Source organism: Nocardioides currus (genome assembly GCF_003057875.1).
In the GTDB taxonomy this organism is placed as follows: Bacteria; Actinomycetota; Actinomycetes; order Propionibacteriales; family Nocardioidaceae; genus Nocardioides; species Nocardioides currus.
Map to the genome: position 1 here is coordinate 176,935 of NZ_PYXZ01000005.1, position 17,922 is coordinate 194,856.

At 71.0% G+C, this 17,922-nt stretch carries 14 protein-coding genes; 2 read left to right on the forward strand and 12 right to left on the reverse strand.

Annotation, left to right across the window (positions count from 1 at the left end):
* Positions 1 to 62: 62 nt before the first annotated feature.
* On the reverse strand, positions 63 to 1,652 hold the full coding sequence (locus tag C7S10_RS12955) for a M4 family metallopeptidase (protein ID WP_108344851.1): 1,590 nt from the start codon (positions 1,650 to 1,652) through the stop codon (positions 63 to 65).
* Between the two features lie 156 nt (positions 1,653 to 1,808).
* Positions 1,809 to 2,564 carry a 4-hydroxy-tetrahydrodipicolinate reductase gene (dapB, locus tag C7S10_RS12960; protein WP_108344852.1) on the reverse strand — a complete coding sequence of 252 codons (756 nt, stop codon included), beginning with the start codon at positions 2,562 to 2,564 and terminating at the stop codon, positions 1,809 to 1,811.
* Between the two features lie 78 nt (positions 2,565 to 2,642).
* On the opposite strand from dapB, the gene C7S10_RS12965 reads away from it, so the two are divergent.
* Entirely contained in the window at positions 2,643 to 3,158 is a 516-nt protein-coding gene (locus C7S10_RS12965) for a class I SAM-dependent methyltransferase (protein ID WP_108344853.1), read from the forward strand.
* Positions 3,159 to 3,431: 273 nt separating this feature from the next.
* On the opposite strand, the gene C7S10_RS12970 is transcribed toward C7S10_RS12965, so the two are convergent.
* The 9 genes from C7S10_RS12970 to C7S10_RS13010 all read right to left on the reverse strand — a co-directional run bounded on the left by C7S10_RS12970 (position 3,432) and on the right by C7S10_RS13010 (position 16,438).
* Positions 3,432 to 4,799 (reverse strand): M16 family metallopeptidase, encoded by a 1,368-nt coding sequence (locus C7S10_RS12970; RefSeq protein ID WP_108344854.1) that lies wholly within the window; start codon positions 4,797 to 4,799, stop codon positions 3,432 to 3,434.
* The gene (locus C7S10_RS12975) at positions 4,796 to 7,042 is read right to left on the reverse strand and encodes a polyribonucleotide nucleotidyltransferase (RefSeq protein ID WP_207769363.1); all 2,247 of its coding nucleotides are present in this window, start codon (positions 7,040 to 7,042) and stop codon (positions 4,796 to 4,798) included. The genes C7S10_RS12970 and C7S10_RS12975 overlap by 4 nt, the downstream gene beginning before the upstream one ends.
* 250 nt (positions 7,043 to 7,292) lie before the next feature.
* Positions 7,293 to 7,568, reverse strand: coding sequence for a 30S ribosomal protein S15 (gene rpsO, locus C7S10_RS12980; RefSeq protein WP_108344855.1), 276 nt, complete (start codon positions 7,566 to 7,568; stop codon positions 7,293 to 7,295).
* Between the two features lie 172 nt (positions 7,569 to 7,740).
* Positions 7,741 to 10,104, reverse strand: coding sequence for a sulfatase-like hydrolase/transferase (locus C7S10_RS12985; protein WP_207769364.1), 2,364 nt, complete (start codon positions 10,102 to 10,104; stop codon positions 7,741 to 7,743).
* A 23-nt stretch (positions 10,105 to 10,127) separates the two neighbouring features.
* A complete protein-coding gene (locus tag C7S10_RS12990; RefSeq protein WP_108344857.1) occupies positions 10,128 to 11,813 on the reverse strand; it encodes a dipeptide ABC transporter ATP-binding protein in 1,686 nt (561 codons plus the stop codon).
* 19 nt (positions 11,814 to 11,832) lie between these two features.
* On the reverse strand, positions 11,833 to 12,711 hold the full coding sequence (locus tag C7S10_RS12995) for an ABC transporter permease (RefSeq protein ID WP_108344858.1): 879 nt from the start codon (positions 12,709 to 12,711) through the stop codon (positions 11,833 to 11,835).
* A complete protein-coding gene (locus C7S10_RS13000) occupies positions 12,711 to 13,682 on the reverse strand; it encodes an ABC transporter permease (RefSeq protein WP_108344859.1) in 972 nt (323 codons plus the stop codon). Before C7S10_RS13000 ends, C7S10_RS12995 begins: the two co-directional genes overlap by 1 nt.
* Positions 13,683 to 13,685: 3 nt before the next feature.
* A complete protein-coding gene (locus C7S10_RS13005) occupies positions 13,686 to 15,254 on the reverse strand; it encodes an ABC transporter substrate-binding protein (RefSeq protein ID WP_108344860.1) in 1,569 nt (522 codons plus the stop codon).
* Entirely contained in the window at positions 15,251 to 16,438 is a 1,188-nt protein-coding gene (locus C7S10_RS13010; protein WP_108344861.1) for an ROK family transcriptional regulator, read from the reverse strand. The genes C7S10_RS13005 and C7S10_RS13010 overlap by 4 nt, the downstream gene beginning before the upstream one ends.
* A 187-nt stretch (positions 16,439 to 16,625) precedes the next feature.
* Here C7S10_RS13010 and C7S10_RS13015 point away from each other — a divergent pair, with 187 nt between their 5' ends.
* Complete coding sequence (locus C7S10_RS13015) at positions 16,626 to 17,573, forward strand: TauD/TfdA dioxygenase family protein (protein WP_108344862.1); 948 nt, start codon at positions 16,626 to 16,628, stop codon at positions 17,571 to 17,573.
* A 64-nt stretch (positions 17,574 to 17,637) separates the two neighbouring features.
* Here C7S10_RS13015 and C7S10_RS13020 read toward each other — a convergent pair whose 3' ends face one another.
* Complete coding sequence (locus tag C7S10_RS13020) at positions 17,638 to 17,898, reverse strand: DUF6458 family protein (protein WP_108344863.1); 261 nt, start codon at positions 17,896 to 17,898, stop codon at positions 17,638 to 17,640.
* Positions 17,899 to 17,922 lie beyond the last annotated feature (24 nt).

Genomic DNA, 17,922 nt, shown 5'->3' on the forward strand with positions numbered 1-17,922 from the left:
GGCGGGTGCGCTCCTCCCCCATGAGGACGCGCGCCCGCCCAGTGCAGAACGGGGTGGACGGGTCAGCTGACCGAGACGGCGCTCCAGGCGGCCGCGACGGCGTTCTGCTGGGTGCTGCCGGCGCCGTACAGGTCCTTGGCGGCGTTCAGGCTGGCCGTGCGGGCCTGCGCGTAGGTCGTGCCCGAGGTCATGTAGACCGTCAGCGCGCGGTACCAGATCTTCGCGGCCGCGTCGCGACCGATGCCGGTCACCGTCGAGCCGTTGCAGGTCGGCGAGCTGTGGGCCACGCCGCCGATCGTCTTGGCGCCCGAGCCCTCCGCGAGCAGGTAGAAGAAGTGGTTGCCGACGCCCGAGGAGTAGTGGACGTCGAGGTTCTTCGTGTTGCTGCTCCAGCAGTTGGGCGAGCTGCCGTCGGCGATCGGGTTGTCCATCCGACGGAAGCCCGCGTGGTTCTTCAGGTCGAACTCCTCGCCGATCAGGTAGTCACCCGGGTCGTTGGCGTTGTTGGCGCTGAACTCGACCATCGTGCCGAAGATGTCGGACGTGGCCTCGTTGAGGCCGCCCGACTCGCCCGAGTAGGTGAGGCCGGCGGTGTTCTCGGTGACGCCGTGGCTCATCTCGTGCCCGGTCACGTCGAGCGAGACGAGCGGGCCGTAGTTGACGCCGTCGCCGTCGCCGTACGTCATCTTGGTGCCGTCCCAGAAGGCGTTGACGTAGTTCTGGCCGTAGTGGACCCGGTTGAACGAGCCGGTGCCGTTGCCGAAGATCCCGTTGCGCCCGTGCACGAACTTGTAGTAGTCCCACGTGACGTTGGTGCCGTACTGCGCGTCGACGCCCGCCGACTCGCGGTTGGCGTTGGTGCCGCTGCCGAACGACGTGTCGGGCGAGGAGAACGTCGTGCCGGCCTTGCAGCCGATCTGGAGGATCTGGCACAGCGGGGAGTCCGTGGCGCCGTTGACGTCGGTGGTGTAGGTCCCGCCACGCGTGCCGTCCTTGAGGGTGTACGCCGAGCCCGACTGCGTCACCTGCAGCGGGACGGTCCCGGAGTAGAGCGACTGGCCCTGGCCGTCGACGTTGACGATCTGCTGCTCGGTGCGCAGCACCTGGCCCGACCTCGCGTCGACGTACGTCGCGAGGCGGCTGGGCGTGCCGTCCTCCTGCACCCCGCCGGTCACGACCTGCCAGGCGAGGCGCGGGGTGGCGCCGGTGGCGTCGACGACGAGCGTCCGGGCCTTGACCTCGGAGTCGCCGGTGATCGCGTTGGTGACCGCGGACGGGGCCAGTGCGGTGGTGGCGGCCTTGGCCGCCGTGACGACCGGCTTCACGCTCAGCGTCAGCGGGGCAGCGAGGGTCTGGCTGGCGCTCTCGAGGGTGCCGTCGGGGGCCTGGTGGACGACGAGGTCGCCGCCGATGACGGGGAGGCCGCCGAAGGTGCGGTCCATGCGGGTGTGCGTCGTGCCGTCGGCGTCGACGATGGTGCCTCGCTCGACGAAGCCCTGGCCGGTCGCGGCCCGGGCGATCGCCGGGCTGGAGGTCAGGGCGGCGACGGCGCCGTCGTTGTCGGCGGCCGAGGCCGCGCCGCCGGTGGAGGCCAGTCCGGCCAGTCCGACCGCTGCCGCGGCGAGGGAGACGAGGCTGATGGGGGTTCGCATGTGGGGGTGGTCCTTTCGATCCCGGATTCGATGCAGCCCACCGTGACAGCGCGCGCTGGCCACCGACAGGTCTGGTGCGGTGCAAGACGACGCATCGCACAAACCTGCACAACGGCCGGGTTTGACGCGGGTTACGCGCCAGTAGGAGCCGACCGCTCAGTCGAGCGGCAGGAAGTGCTCGAGCCCGACGGTGAGGCCGGGGTGGCCGGCGATCTCGCGGAGCCCGGTCAGGACCCCGGGCGCGAAGGAGGCCCGGTCGAGCGAGTCGTGGCGGATCGTGAGGGTCTCCCCCACGCCGCCGAGGATGACCTCCTGGTGCGCGACGAGTCCGCGGACGCGGAGTCCGTGCACGCGCACGCCGTCGACGTCGGCGCCGCGGGCTCCCTCGAGGCCGGTGGACGTGGCGTCGGGCATGGGTGCGCTGCCGGCGTCACGTCGTGCCTGCGCAATCATCTCGGCGGTACGCCGCGCCGTACCGCTCGGGGCGTCGGCCTTGTCCGGGTGGTGCAGCTCGACGACCTCGACCGACTCGAAGAACGGCGCGGCCTGCGCGGCGAAGCGCATCATCAAGATCGCGCCGATCGAGAAGTTGGGGGCGACCAGGACGCCCGTGCCGGGGCTGTCGTCGAGGAGGCCCCGGAGCGTGTCGAGCCGCTCGTCGTCGAAGCCGGTGGTGCCGACGACAGCGTGGATGCCGTGCGCGATGCAGAACGCGAGGTTGTCCATCACGACGTCGGGGTGGGTGAAGTCGACGACCGCCTCCGCGCCGGCATCGACGAGCTGCTGGACGTCGTCGCCGGCGTCGACCTGCGCCACGAGGTCGAGGTCGTCGGCCGCCTCCACGGCCCGGCAGATCTCCGATCCGACCTTGCCGCGGGCACCGAGGACACCGACCTTGACCTGTTCGCTCACGGGCCAAACCTAGTGCGTCGGGGGCTGGTCGGGTGGCGGTGCCTGACGCGTGAACGTGGAAGTGGCAGGCTGTAGCCCATGCCAGTGCAGACGATCCCGCCGCGCATCCGATGGGCTGTGGAGCTCATGGACGTCCAGCCCAACGACCAGGTGCTCGAGATCGGGTGCGGTCCGGGCGCTGGAGCCGAGCTGATCTGCGGCAAGCTCGAGACCGGCAAGCTGTTCGCGATCGACCGCTCCGAGTCGGGCGTCGACCGCACGAAGCGTCGCAACGCCAAGTACGTCGACGCCGGCCGCCTCGTCGTGCGCCAGATCGACCTCGCGACGCTGCGCGTGCCGGTGAAGCGGCTGACCAAGGTCTTCGCCTTCAACGTCAACCTCTTCTGGGTCCGCCGCTGCGACGACGAGATGGCGCTGCTCCACGAGCGCGTCGTCCCCGGCGGTGCGGTCTACCTCTTCTACGAGGCCAACCGGCCCGAGCTCGTCCCGAACATCGTCAAGAAGACCTCCGAGGCGCTCATGCGCAGCGGCTTCCGGGTCTCGGTCGTCGAGCAGAAGGCGCCCGCGGTCATCGGGATCATCGGCAAGCGCTGAGCCCCTCGCCGTACCCCCGTGGCGGTGCGTGACCCACGTTCCGACGCGGCGGAACGTCGCTGGGGCACCGCTCCCGGGTGAGTCACGCGACGCCGTACACCTCGATCTGCCGCCACCCGGGCGAACGTCATACGTTCCGGAGCACATGCCTCACTGAACGCATGACGTCAGCGAGGGCGGTACGGCGCCGCGCGGAGGAGTCCCCTGGCGGCACGACGCGCCGGCGGGGCTTCGCCAGGTGCCTCAGCCTCGGCTCCGCCGAGCCCGAGACTCCTAGCTCGGACCGACGATGGCCAGGATCTCCGGCTGCGCGAAGAGCGCTGCGGCGACCTCCCGGACCTCCTCGAGGGTCACGGCGTCGATCTTGGCGATCACGTCGTCGATCGAGAGGAAGTCGGCGTAGACCAGCTCGGCCTTTCCGAGGCGGGACATGCGCGACCCGGAGTCCTCGAGCCCGAGCACCAGCCCGCCACGGAGCTGGCCCTGGCCGCGGGTGAGCTCCTCGGCGGTGATGCCGTCGGCGGCCACCTTGGCGAGCTCGGCGCGCACCGTGGCGAGCACGTCGTCGAGCTTGCCGGGCAGGCACCCGACCGAGACCCCGACCAGGCCGGCGTCGGCGTGGTGCGAGGCGAAGGAGTAGACGGAGTAGGCCAGCCCGCGGTGCTCGCGCACCTCCTGGAACAGCCGCGACGAGGTGCCGCCACCGAGGGCGGTGTTGAGCACCCCGAGGGCGTAGCGGCGCTCGTCGGTGCGGGTCAGGCCCTTCATGCCGAGCACGAGGTTGACCTGCTCGAAGGGCCGCGTCGTGTGCGACTCCCCCGGCGAGACCGAGCGGGCCTTGGTGGTGTTGCGGTGCTCGGCCGGTGTCGCGTCGCCGTCGAGGAAGCCCTGGCGACCGAAGGCGCGGCGCACGTCGCGCACCACCTTGGTGTGGTCGAGGTTGCCGGCCACGGCGACGACCATGTTGTCCGCGCGGTAGTGGCGGCGGAAGAACCGCACGACCTGCTCGCGCGTCATCGAGGTGATCGAGTCGTGGGTGCCCGCGATCGGGCGACCCAGCGGCGAGTCGCCGAACGCCTGGTGGGCGAAGAGGTTGTGGACGACGTCGTCGGGGTCGTCGTCGTGCATCGCGATCTCGTCGAGGATCACGTCGCGCTCGGCCTCGACGTCGGCGGCGGTGATCAGCGAGTTGGTGATCATGTCGCCGAGCACGTCGACGGCCAGCGGCAGGTCGTCGTCGAGGACGCGCGCGTGGAAGCAGGTGTACTCCTTCGCGGTGAAGGCGTTGAACTCGCCGCCGACCGCGTCGAGGGCCACCGAGATGTCGAGCGCCGAGCGCTCCCGGGTGCCCTTGAAGAGCAGGTGCTCGAGGAAGTGCGAGCAGCCGTGCAGGGTGGGTGTCTCGTCGCGCGAGCCGACGTTGACCCACACGCCGATGCTCGCCGAGCGCGCGCCGACCATCTGCTCGGTGACGACGCGCAGGCCGCCCGGCAGGAGGGTACGGCGGATGCGGGACGTGACCTGGCCGTCGGCGTCCTTGACGGTCTGGACGGTGCGGGTCGAGCCGACCTTCTGGGGAACGGCCGACCGGCCAGCAGCGGAGCGCTGCTGACCGGTCGGACGGGTGGTGCTGGTGGTCACTCGGAGTCAGTCGCCTCGGTGAGCTCGGCCACTTCGGCCTCGGCGTCGGCGGAGACGTCCTCGTCGACGACCGGGACGAGCGACAGCTTGCCGCGGTCGTCGATCTCGCCGATCGCGACCTGGATCTTCTGACCCACCGACACGACGTCCTCGACCGCGTCGACGCGCTTGCCGCCGGCGAGGGCCCGGAGCTTGCTGATGTGCAGCAGTCCGTCCTTGCCGGGCATCAGCGAGATGAACGCGCCGAAGTTGGTCGTCTTGACGACGGTGCCGAGGTAGCGCTCGCCGACCTCGGGCATGGTCGGGTTGGCGATCGCGTTGACCGCGGCCTTGGCGGCCTCGGCCGCGTCGCCGTTGGTCGCACCGATGTAGACCGTGCCGTCGTCCTCGATGGACAGGGTCGCGCCCGTGTCCTCCTGGATCTGGTTGATGATCTTGCCCTTCGGGCCGATGACCTCACCGATCTTGTCGACGGGCACCCGCACGGTGATGATGCGCGGGGCGTGGGCCGACATCTCCTCGGGGGCGTCGATGGCCTCGGCCATGACGTCGAGGATCGCCAGACGCGCGTCGCGGGCCTGGGTCAGCGCCGCGGCGAGGACCTCGGCCGGGATGCCGTCGAGCTTGGTGTCGAGCTGCAGCGCGGTCACGAACTCGCGCGTGCCGGCGACCTTGAAGTCCATGTCGCCGAACGCGTCCTCGGCGCCGAGGATGTCGGTCAGCGCGACGTACTGCGTCTCGCCGTCGACCTCGCCCGAGATCAGGCCCATCGCGATGCCGGCGACGGACGCCTTGAGCGGCACGCCGGCCTGGAGCAGCGCCAGCGTGGACGCGCAGACCGAGCCCATCGAGGTCGAGCCGTTGGAGCCCATGGCCTCGGAGAGCTGGCGGATGGCGTAGGGGAACTCCTCGCGGCTGGGGAGCACGGGGAGGAGGGCGCGGCGCGCGAGCGCACCGTGGCCGACCTCGCGGCGCTTGGGCGAGCCCACGCGACCGGTCTCACCCGTCGAGAACGGCGGGAAGACGTACTTGTGCATGTAGCGGCGGTACTTCTCCGGGCTCAGGGTGTCGAGCTGCTGCTCGAGCTTGAGCATGTTGAGCGTGGTGACACCCAGGATCTGGGTCTCGCCGCGCTCGAACAGCGAGGAGCCGTGGACGCGCGGGATCACGCCGACCTCGGCGTGCAGCGGCCGGATGTCGGCGAGGCCGCGGCCGTCGATGCGGATCTTGTCGCGCAGGACGCGCTCACGGACCAGCGACTTGTTCAGCGAGCGGAACGCCGCGCCGATCTCCTTCTCGCGGCCCTCGAACTGACCGGCGAGCTGCTCGAGCAGCGAGGCCTTGATCTCGTCGACCTTGAGCTCGCGCTCCTGCTTGTCGCCGATGGTCATCGCGGCGGCGGTGTCGTCCTTCGCGGCGGCCTCGACGGCGGCGTAGACGTCGTCCTCGTAGTCGAGGAAGATCGGGAACTCCTGGACCGGCTTGGCGGCCTCCTTGGCGAGCTCGGCCTGGGCCTCGATGAGCTGCTTGATGAAGGGCTTGGCGGCGTCGAGGCCGCTGGCCACGACCTCCTCGGTGGGGGCCTTCTGGCCGCCCGCGACGAGCTCGATGACCTTCTCGGTGGCCTCGGCCTCGACCATCATGATCGCGACGTCACCGGTCTCGGTCACGCGACCGGCCACGACCATGTCGAAGACGGCGTTCTCGAGCTGCGAGTGCGTCGGGAAGGCGACCCACTGGCCGTCGATGAGGGCCACGCGCACGCCACCGACCGGGCCGGTGAACGGCAGGCCGGAGAGCTGGGTGGACAGCGACGCGGCGTTGATCGCCAGCACGTCGTAGGGCATGTCGGGGTCGAGCGCCATGACGGTGATGACGACCTGGACCTCGTTGCGCAGGCCCTTCTTGAAGGTCGGGCGCAGCGGGCGGTCGATCAGGCGGCAGGTGAGGATCGCGTCCTCACCCGGGCGGCCCTCGGAGCGGAAGAAGGAGCCGGGGATCTGGCCCACGGCGTACATCCGCTCCTCGACGTCGATGGTGAGCGGGAAGAAGTCGAAGTGGTCCTTCGGCGTCTTCCCGGCGGTCGTCGCCGAGAGCAGCATGGTCTCGTCGTCGATGTAGGCCGTGACGGAGCCGGCGGCCTGACGGGCCAGCAGGCCGGTCTCGAACTTGATGGTGCGCTTGCCGAACTTGCCGTTGTCGAGAACGGTCTCGACGGCGGAAATGATGGGTCCCTCGTTCAAGGGGTTCCCTTTCTCTTCGCGGAGCGATCCGCGACGCCGCCCTCTGAGTGCCGGTCTTCGATCGAGGCCCGCAGGTGCACCACGTGGGATCACCTGAGGGCCACTACCGAGGACCGAGCCGGGCGAGGCGGGCCGCTCCTGGATCTGGAGTGTTCAGTTGTGGTTCTGCCGAACGACCCGAGCCTATCGGCTGGGGCCGGAAATGCTGAGAAGCGGCCCCCCGGGTGACGGGGAACCGCTTCTCAGGAGATCAACGGCGCAGGCCGAGGCGCTCGACGATCGAGCGGTAGCGCTCGATCTCGGTCTTCTGCAGGTAGTTGAGCAGACGACGGCGCTGGCCGACGAGCAGGAGCAGGCCACGACGGCTGTGGTGGTCGTGCTTGTGCTGCTTGAGGTGCTCGGTGAGGTGGCTGATGCGGTGGCTGAGCAGCGCGATCTGCACCTCGGGCGAACCGGTGTCGCCCTCGGTCGTGGCGTAGTCGGCGATGATCTTCTTCTTGGTCTCCGCGTCGGTACCGATCGACATGCGGGGCTCCTTCCGGTCTCGTTGCGCGGCGCCGGGGGCAGGATGCCCTCGGCTCTCTGGATCCGCGGCCGTTCGTACGGCGATTCCCACCGGGGTGGGCAACCGGAGAAGACTAACAACGCCGGCGCCCACCCCCCAAAAGCCCGCGCCCGCCCCATGAGCGCGGGCCGGCTCAGTGGGCGACGAGCGTCGCCCGGAACAGCTCGTCGGTGCTCGCGGCCAGCGCGTCCTCCCCCACGTCGATGCGCACGTCGTGGATCCGCCCGGTGAACGCGAAGCCGCGCTCGGCGGTGGTGCGCGCCGTACGCGCGTAGTCGGGGCTGACCGGGGTGCCGCGGTCGAGGCCGACGTTGAGCGCCTGGTCCATCGAGAAGAAGAACGGGATCGTGCGCTCCAGCCGGCCCTCCCCGACGGGCTCGCCGTCGACGACGAGGGTGAGGGAGGCGCCGCGGCCCAGGCCGCCGCCGTCGTAGGCCGACCGCACCTCGACGACGTGGGCGCCCGGCTTGAGCGGCACGTCGGCGCGGACGTGGGTGACCTCGAGCGCGCCGAAGTTGTAGGCGTAGGTGAGGTGTCCCTCGAGCACGTAGAGCGACCAGCCGCCGAAGCCACCGCCCTGGGCGACCAGCACCCCGTCCGCGCCGGAGTCGGGGACCTCGATCCGAGCGCGGACCGCGTGCGAGGCGTTCTTGACGTTGGGCACGACGTCCTCGCGCAGGTTGCGCGCGGTGGGCGGCAGCACGATCGAGGTCAGCGGCGACTGGCGGCGGCCGGCCTTGTCGGCGTCCATCCGCTTGCCGATCACGCCGTCGTCCATCGGCAGCACGTGGTTGCGCCGTGCCTCGGCGAGGAACAGCGCCTGGAGCTCGGCCAGCTTGTCGGGGTGCTCGGCGGCGATGTCGTGGGCCTGGGTCCAGTCGCTGCGGGTGTCGTAGAGCTCCCACACGTCGTCGGCCATCGAGGTGTCGGGGTGGTGGATCAGCCACGGCGTCTTGTGCTGGGTCACCGCGGTCCAGCCCTCGTGGTAGATCCCACGGTTGCCGAACATCTCGAAGTACTGCGTGTGGTGGGTCTCCGGCGCGTCCGCCGAGCGCAGGGTCGGCGCGAACGAGACCCCGTCGAGCGGATCCTGGGCGACGCCGTTGATCGAGGTCGGCACCGGCACGCCGGCGAGCTCGAGGACGGTCGGGAAGACGTCGTTCACGTGGTGCCACTGGTGGCGTACGCCGCCGGGCTCATCGACCCCGGCCGGCCAGTGTGCGATGAGGCCGTTGCGGGTGCCGCCGTAGTGGGAGGCGACCTGCTTGGTCCACTGGTAGGGGGTGTCGAGCGCCACCGCCCAGCCCGCGGGGTAGTGCGCGTAGGTCTCGGGGCCACCGAGCTTGTCGAGCTGGGTGGCGATCCGCTCGGCGGTGTCCTCGACGGCGTTGAAGCGCAGCGCCTCGTTGAGGGTGCCCTCCAGCCCGCCCTCGGCGGAGGCGCCGTTGTCGCCGAGGATGTAGAGGACGACCGTGTTGTCGAGCTCGCCCGTGGCACGCAGCTGCTCCACCAGCCGACCGACCTGCTCGTCGGTGTGCTCGGCGAAGGCGGCATAGAGCTCCATCAGCCGTTCGGCGACCTCGCGCTGCACGTCGTCGAGCTCGTCCCAGTGCGGGATCCCCGGGGTCCAGGGCGCGAGCTCGGCGTCCTCGGGCACGACGCCGAGCGCCTTCTGCTTCGCCAGCGTGATCTCGCGCTGCGCGTCCCAGCCGTGGGCGAAGTCGCCGCGGTTGCGGTCGCGCCAGTCCTTCGGCACCTGGAACGGCGCGTGGGTGGCGCCGAACGCGAGGTAGGCGAACCACGGCTTGTCGGGCGCGTGGGTGCGGACGTCGGTGACCCACTCCCCCACGCGGTCGACGAGGTCCTCGGAGAGGTGGTAGCCCTCGGCCTCGGTCGAGGGCGGGTCGACGAACGTGGTGTCGTCGACCAGCAGCGGCTCGAACTGGCTCGCCTCGGCGGCGAGGAAGCCGTAGAAGTGGTCGAAGCCCTCCCGCGTGGGCCAGCGGTCGAACGGCCCGGCGGCGGTCTGCTCCCACGGCGGGGTCTGGTGCCACTTGCCGAACGCGGCGGTCGCGTAGCCGTTGCCGCTCAGCGCCTGGGCGAGGGTGCCGGCCGTCGGGGGCCGCATGCCGTCGTACCCCGGCGTGCCGTTGCTGATCTCCAGCACCGTGCCCATGCCGACGGCGTGGTGGTTGCGACCGGTCAGCAGCGACTGCCGCGTCGGCGAGCACAGGGCGGTGGTGTGGAAGCGGGAGTAGCGCAGGCCGTTGTCGGCCAGGGCCTCGGCCGCGGGCATCCGGCAGGGTCCGCCGAACGCCGAGGAGGCGCCGAAGCCCATGTCGTCGATCAGGATCACCAGCACGTTGGGAGCACCCTCGGGCGCCTCGAGCCGGGGCCGCGACGGCAGCGGCTCGGTCTGGTCGCGCAGGTCCACGGCCGGCTCGTAGGCCGGCCGCACGCCGGAGTGCGGGAGATGGGTGCGGTCGAGGTCGGTCACGGGAGTCTCCTGGGTGGGTCGGGTCATGAGGCGAGGCCGTCCTCGTCGGCGGCCTCGTCGGGGGTCTCATCGGCGCGCACGGGTCGCACGGACGGGTCGGGCGCGGGCACGGCGGCGAGCAGCGCGCGGGTGTAGTCGGCCCGCGGCGCGGCGAACACGCGCTGGACCGGCCCGAGCTCGACCAGCCGCCCGCCCTTGAGCACGGCCACCCGGTCGGCGACCTCGTGGACGACGGCGAGGTCGTGGCTGATGAACAGGCAGGCGAAGGCAAGCTCCTCCTGCAGCTGCCGGAACAGCGTCAGCACGTCGGCCTGCACCGACACGTCGAGCGCGCTCGTCGGCTCGTCGGCGATGACCAGGGTCGGTCGCAGGGCGAGCGCCCGGGCGACGGCCACCCGCTGGCGCTGTCCACCGCTGAGCTCGTGGGGCAGGCGTGCGGCGTACGACGCGGGCAGCCGGACGGCCTCGAGCAGCTCGGTGACGCGGGCACGCCGCTCGGCGCGCGTGCCGACGTCGTGGATGTCGAGCGGCTCGCTGATCGTGTCGCCGATCCTCACCCTCGGGTCGAGTGCGGCCTGGGGGTCCTGGTGGACGAACGCGATGGAGCGCCGGAGCTCGCGTCGCCGGGACGCGGAGGCCCCGAGCAGGTCCTCGCCGGCGACGAGCACCTCGCCCCCGGCGAGCGGGACCAGTCCGGCGGCGAGGCGACCGAGGGTGGTCTTGCCCGAGCCCGACTCACCCACCAGGCCGACGACCTCACCGGCCCGGACGTCGAAGGTGACGTCGCTGATGGCCGGGAAGGCCCGGCCGCGCTTGCGGCTGCCGTAGGCGACATGCACGCCGTCGAACCGGACGACCGGCTCGACCTCGCGCCGGTCGTCGACCTCGTGGAGTGCGTGCACCCGGGTGTCGGGCTCGGGCAGCCGGAGGACGGCACCCAGCAGCTGCTTGGTGTAGGCGTGCTGCGGCGAGGCGAAGAGCGTTCGCGTGTCGGCCTCCTCGACCACGTCACCCTGCTGCAGCACCACGACGCGGTCGGCGACCTGCGCGACGACCCCCATGTTGTGCGTGATGAGCAGGATGCTGGTGCCGGTGCGCTCCCGGATGCGCGAGAGCAGGGCGAGGATCTCGGCCTGGACGGTGACGTCCAGTGCGGTGGTGGGCTCGTCGGCCAGCAGCAGCTCCGGCTCGTTGGCCAGGGCCAGCGCCAGCACGACGCGCTGGCGCTGGCCACCGGAGAGCTGGTGGGGGTAGTGGTCGAGGCGCTCCTCGGGCGAGGGGATCTCGACCTGGGTGAGCAGCTCGACCGCCCGCTCCCGCGCCGCGGCCTTGTCGACCCGGCCGTGGGCGCGCAGCGCCTCACGCAGCTGCCAGCCGATCGTGCGGACGGGGTTGAGCGCGGTCTGCGGCTCCTGGAAGACCATCGCGATCCGCCGTCCGCGGACCTTGTTCAGCGCGACCTCGCCGACACCGAGCAGCGGCGTCTCGGAGCCGTCGGCGCCGGTCAGGGTGATGGATCCGGTCGCCGTCGCGCCGTCGGGCAGCAGCCCGAGCACCGCCCGCGCGGTCATGGACTTGCCGGACCCCGACTCCCCCACCAGGGCGACGATCTCGCCGGCCCCGATGGAGACCGAGATGTCGTTGACCGCCGGACGCGGGTGGGAGAAGGAGATGGCGAGGTGCTCGATGGAGAGCAGGGGGCTGGACACAGGTGTCTCCTGGGGTCGGTCAGGCACGGCGGGACTCCGCGAGCGCCTGGGAGATGAGCAGCAGGCCGAGCACGAGGGCCACGACGACGAGCAGCGGGCCGACGGCGAAGTACGGGGCGTCGTACATCGTGCGCACCCCGTCCCGGATCAGCGACCCGAGCGACGCGGCCGGCGGCCGCACGCCGAGACCGAGGAAGCTCATGGCTCCCTCGATGAACACGGCCACCGACATCGAGACGGCCAGCTGGATCGTCAACGGCTCGAGCGAGTTGGGGAGGACGTGTCGGCGCAGCACCCACAGCGGGCCTGCGCCGACGACCTCCGCCGCCTCCACGAACGGCATCTCGCGCACCGTCCGCAGCGACGTGCGGACGAGGCGGCCGAAGACCGGCAGCTCGGCGGCGACGATCACGATCACCACCGTCCACAGTCCCGGGCCGAGAAAGGCGCTCAGCGCGATCGCCAGGATCAGCGACGGGAAGGCGAGGATCACGTCGAAGACGCGCTGCGTGAGCACGTCGGTGATCCGCCACCAGCTCGTCACCAACCCGACCAGCGATCCGAGGATCGCGCCGAGCGGCACGGCCAGGAACACCACGAGCAGGTCGACCCGGATGCCGTGGACCATCCGGGAGAACACGTCGCGGTTGACCTCGTCGGTGCCGAGCCAGTGCGTGCTCGACGGCCCGAGGAGGTTGGCGCCCGGGATCTGCTCGTTGGGTGAGTACGGCGCCAGCAGCGGTGCTGCGAAGCCGAGCACCACCACGATGCCGACCAGCACGAGTCCGACCAGGCCGCGGCCCTGCGTGAGGGCGCGACGCCGCTGCGGGCGGACGTCGTGCTGGGTCGGGTCGAGCGAGTCGTCGAGCTCGCCGGGGATGATGATCTCGGCACTCATCACTTGCCTCCTGGGGTGGATCCGGCCAGCCGGACCCTCGGGTCGAGGGCGGCGTGGAGGACGTCGGTGACGAGCTGGGTGAGCACGAACACCGCGACCGAGAGCAGCAGCAGGACCTGCACGACCGGGTAGTCGCGCGCCGAGATGCCCTGCTCGATCAGCCGGCCGAGACCCGGCCAGCTGAAGATCGCCTCGACCAGCACGGCGCCGCCGAGCAGCGTGCCGAACTGGATGCCGAGCACGGTGAGCGCGCTGGGCAGGGCGTTGCGCAGCGCCTGGGTGAGCACGATGCGGCGACGCGGGATGCCGAGGGCGCGCGCGGTCATCACGTAGGGCTGGCGCAGCTGGGTGCGCAGGCTCTCGGTGAGGAACCGGGTGAGCGCCGCCGACGCCGGCAGGGCGAGGCAGACCGCCGGGAGGAGGAGGTACTGCACGGTGATGTCGATCCGGGCGAGGTAGCCCGCGGGCGGTGTGCCGCCCGCGGGCAGGATCGGCAGCAGCACCGCGAAGAGCAGCACCATGACGAGCCCGGTGACGAAGGTGGGCACCGCCACCGCGACGGTGTTGATCGCGGAGAGGATCGCGTTGAGCCACTTCTTGTCCGCGATCACCCCCACCGTGCTGGCCACCAGCGCGATCGCGGTGGCCAGCAGCAGGGCGGTGATCGTCAGGACCAGGGTGTTGGCGGCGCCGGTGGCGAGCAGGTCGCTCACCTGGCCGCCCAGCCGGTAGGACCGGCCGAGGTCCAGCGTGAGGACCTGCCCCAGCCACACGACGTACTGCGTCAGGACCGGTCTGTCGAGGCCGAGGTCGGCGCGGATCGCGGCGCGCGCCTCCTCGGTCGCGTCGGGTCCTGCCAGCGCGGTCACCGGGTCGCCGGGCACCAGCCTGATCATCACGAAGATGAGGAAGGAGGCGGCCAGCAGCACGACGAGCGTCGACGGGAGCCGCTTGAGGAGGTAGCGCGCCACGGGTCAGCCGCCCAGCGTCACGTCGTCGAGCTGGAGCTCGCCGCGCTTGGACCAGGTGAACTCGCCGCCGACCTTGTCCGACGTGGCGACCTGGCCCTTGAGGATGGCGATCTCGAGCAGGAACGCGTTGTCGATGAGGTCCTTGTTGAGCTCGCCGTAGAGCTTCACGGCGCCCTCGTCGACTCCGCTGGCGCGGGTCCAGGCGCCGTCGGCGTGCGCCTTGTAGTCGTCGTCGACGAAGTGCGAGGCGTTCTTGTCGGCGTTGAACGGGTAGGCGCTGACGGCCAGCGTGGACGGTGTGTACTGCGCGTAGGAGTGCTGGAGGATCCACAGGCCGCCGAACTCGCCGGCGATGAGCTGCTTGATGAACTGGGTGAACTCGACCGGCTTGAGCTCGGTCCTGATCCCGGTCGCCTCCAGGTTGGCCTGGACGATCTGGGCGGTCGCCTCGTAGTTGGCGTTGCCGGCGGGGTAGCTCAGCGGCAGCGTGCCCACGTCGCCGACCTCGGCCAGCAGCGACTTCGCCTTCGCGGCGTCGAGGTCGTAGTGGTGCGCGAGCTCCTCGTCGTAGGCCGGGGAGGTCTCGGCCCACGGGATGGAGGTCGTGACGCCGGCGCCCTGGTAGACCTCGTCGAGGATCCGCTCGCGGTCGAGCGAGTAGGCGACGGCCTGGCGCAGGCGGACGTCCTTCAGCGCCGGGTTGGCGAGGTCGGCGCCGACGTAGACCTGCTGGCCGTAGTCGGACTGGCTGACGGTGTACTTGTCGTCCTCCGCCAGCGTCGCGAGGTCGCGGTTGGAGGCCCCGGTGACCAGGTCGACCTGGCCGGACCGCAGGGCGGACACCTGGGCCTGCGGGTCGCTGATGACGCTGACCTCGATGCCGTCGACCCCGGGCGCCCCGCCCCAGTAGTCCTCGTTGGCGGACAGCTCGACCTTGGCGTTGGGCGTCCAGGACTCGAAGACGAACGGGCCGGTGCCGACGTAGGCCTCGCCGGTCTTCAGCTGGTCGAAGGACTCGCTGTCGATGATCGGCACCATGTCGAGCAGGTCGAGGATGTTGCTCAGCGGGTGGTCGAAGCCCAGCGTGATCCGGTGGGGGTCGCTGGTGTCGAAGTCGGTGACCGCCGCGGCGGTGCGCTGGAGCTGGACGGTCCAGACGGGGTCGGCCCAGGTCCGGATGGAGAACTCGACGTCCTTGCTGGTGAACTCGCGTCCGGAGTGGAAGGACACGTCGTCGCGCAGGTCGAGCGTGATCGAGGTGCCGTCCTTCGCGACGTCCCACGAGGTGGCGAGCGAGGGCTGCGCGTCGAGGCTGTCGAGCGGGTAGTCGACGAGGCTGTCGTAGACCGACCCGATCAGGGTGTTGGTGGTGTCGCTGGAGTTGGTGAAGACCGTGCCGGGGACGATGTCGTTCGTCGACCCGATGTGCAGGATCTGCTCACCGCCGCCGCTCGAGAAGCCACCGTTGCGCTGGTCGGCGACGGCGGACGAGCAGCCGGTGACGAGGGCCGCGGTCAGGAGTACGGCGGCACCTCGGCGCAGCAGCGTCAGGTCAGTGCGGTTCGCGGTCATGCGATGTTGCCTTTCGTGGATGGTGCAGGGATCGGGAGGGGGGTGTCGCGGACGGCCGGGGCCAGCCCGAGCGGGTCGTCGTAGATCGGGCCGAGGGCGACGGTGCAAGCGGCAGCGGCCTGGATGCCGCCGCCGAAGCGGGTGACCGACAGCTCGACCTCCGCCCCCGCGCTGTGCGCCCGGAAGGCGTCGAGGGTCGAGGCGAGCGCGGGCGGGTAGGCGGTGAACCCCTGCCCGACCAGCACGACGCGGTGCGGCGCGACCATGTCGCGCACGATGGCCGCGACCCGGCCCATCGCCACGGCCCGCTCCTCGAGGAGCGCGCGGGCCCGCGCGTCGGTGCCGGCCGCGGCGACGAGGTCGTCGATCGTGGCCTCGGCGGACACCGCTCCCCCGGCGACGCCGCGGGCGAGCAGCGCGTGGTCGGAGTAGTTGGCCGCCAGGTGCCCGGTGCCGCCGCACTCGCACGGGGTGTCGGGACCGGCGGGGAAGTGGGTCAGGCTGCCGACGCGGGACACCTCGGTCACCGCGCCCTTGTCGACCGCCAGCGCGAAGCCGACGGTGTTGCGGGCGTAGACGTAGAGCGTCACCCCGCCCGTGCCGGCGCGACGGTGCAGGAACTCCGTGGCGGCGATGGCCGCGACGTGCTCGGCCGTCGTGACGTCGAGACCGAGGAGCTCCCCGAGCTCCTCGCCCATCGCCTCCCGGTCGAGGTCGAGGTCGGCCCACGGGGCCACCAGCCCGGCCGCCAGCGGTGACCGGCCCGGCAGGCCGCCGAGCAGCTCGGCCGAGACGCGGGCCAGTGCCTCGAGGTCGGGCGCCGAGTCGAGCGGGCGGGTGACGCGACGCTGCCCCAGGACGCGACCGGCGAGGTCGCCGATCGCGACCGTGTCGACGCCGTGCCCCACGTGGAAGCCGAGGGTCGCGAACGACGACCCATCGACCTCGACCGGGATGCCCGGGCGACCGTTGGCCCCGACGACCACCTCGTCGGGGCGCTCGGCGAGGAGGCCAGCTCGCAGCATCTGGGCGACCGTGCGGTTGATCGTGGCGTTGGACAGGCCCGTGCGTCGCGTGAGCTCGTCGCGCGAGATGGGGCCGAAGGCCCGCGTCTGCTCGATCACCTGGCTGGCCGCCGAGCCGAAACGACCCCGCACCAGCGTGATCATCTGAGAACCGAACATCGAACACCTCCCTTCATTGTCGAGTGAATCGGTTGACTTACCTTAAATAGAAATGCCGGCCGTTTTCACCTCGACTCGCCACGTGGACGTGGTTCCGCTCAGCGCGACGCGAACCGTTGTCCGGGACCCGAGCGGCCCCGCACGGTTGACGCCGCATCCACCGACGAAACGAAAGGGACTCATCGACATGACGCTCCAGCTCGAGCCCGACCTCCGCACCCAGACCGAGGACCTGACCGTCCACCAGCTCGGCGGCCGCATCGGCGCCCGCATCGACGGCGTGACCCTGGGGGCCGACCTTCCCGCCGAGGCCGTCGAGCAGATCCGCGCCGCGCTGCTCAAGCACAAGGTCGTGTTCTTCCGCGGCCAGCAGCACCTCGACGACGACGCGCACATCGCGTTCGCCGAGAAGCTCGGCCCGCTGACGACCGCGCACCCGACCGTCAACACCGGCAGCGCGCGCATCCTGAGCCTCGCGGCCAACAAGGGCATGGCCGCCAACAGCTGGCACACCGACGTGACCTTCGTCGACCGCATCCCGGCGTTCAGCGTGCTGCGCGGCGTGACGATCCCCGCCTACGGCGGCAACACCGTGTGGGCCAACACGGTCGCCGCGTACGACGCCCTCCCCGACCCGCTCAAGGCGCTGGTCGAGAACCTGTGGGCCGTCCACACCAACGACTACGACTACGCGGCCACGCAGGAGAACACCGAGGAGCACGACAAGACGCAGGTCTTCAAGCGCGAGGAGTTCCGCCGCGTGAAGTACGAGACCGCCCACCCGGTCGTGCGCGTGCACCCGGAGACGGGCGAGCGCTCACTCGTGCTCGGCCACTTCGTCAAGCACTTCGTCGGCTTCAACGCCGTCGAGTCCGCGACGCTGTTCAACCTGCTCCAGACGCGTGTCACCCGCCTGGAGAACACCATCCGCTGGACCTGGCAGCAGGGTGACGTCGCGATCTGGGACAACCGGGCGACGCAGCACTACGCCGTGGCCGACTTCGACGAGCAGCGCCGCGAGGTCCGCCGCATCACCGTCGCCGGCGACATCCCGGTCTCCATCGACGGTCGCCGCAGCGAGGTCATCACGGGCGACGCCTCGGAGTTCGCCAACATCGACAGCCTGATCTCCTGATCCGTCCCTGACGCAGCGAAGGCCCCGCCGGTGATCCGGCGGGGCCTTCGTTCGTCGTGTGGTGTCAGATCGCCGGCGGCGGCGGGTCCGACTCCGTACGCCGCTGGGTGGTCGCCTGACGACCCTCGGCGTCCGTGGTGGTGGCCGTCGTGGTCGTGCGCCGACGTGCGTTGAGCTGCACGGCGGTGAGCACGATGACGAGCACACCGGCGAGGCAGAGGATGTAGCCGACCATCGTCAGGTCGACGGCGTCGATCATGTCCTGCACCGCGAAGGCGAGGATCAGCCCGAGCGCCAGCAGGAAGACTCCGAGTCCGTAGCCCATGTGTTGCCTCCGTGTTCATCGTGG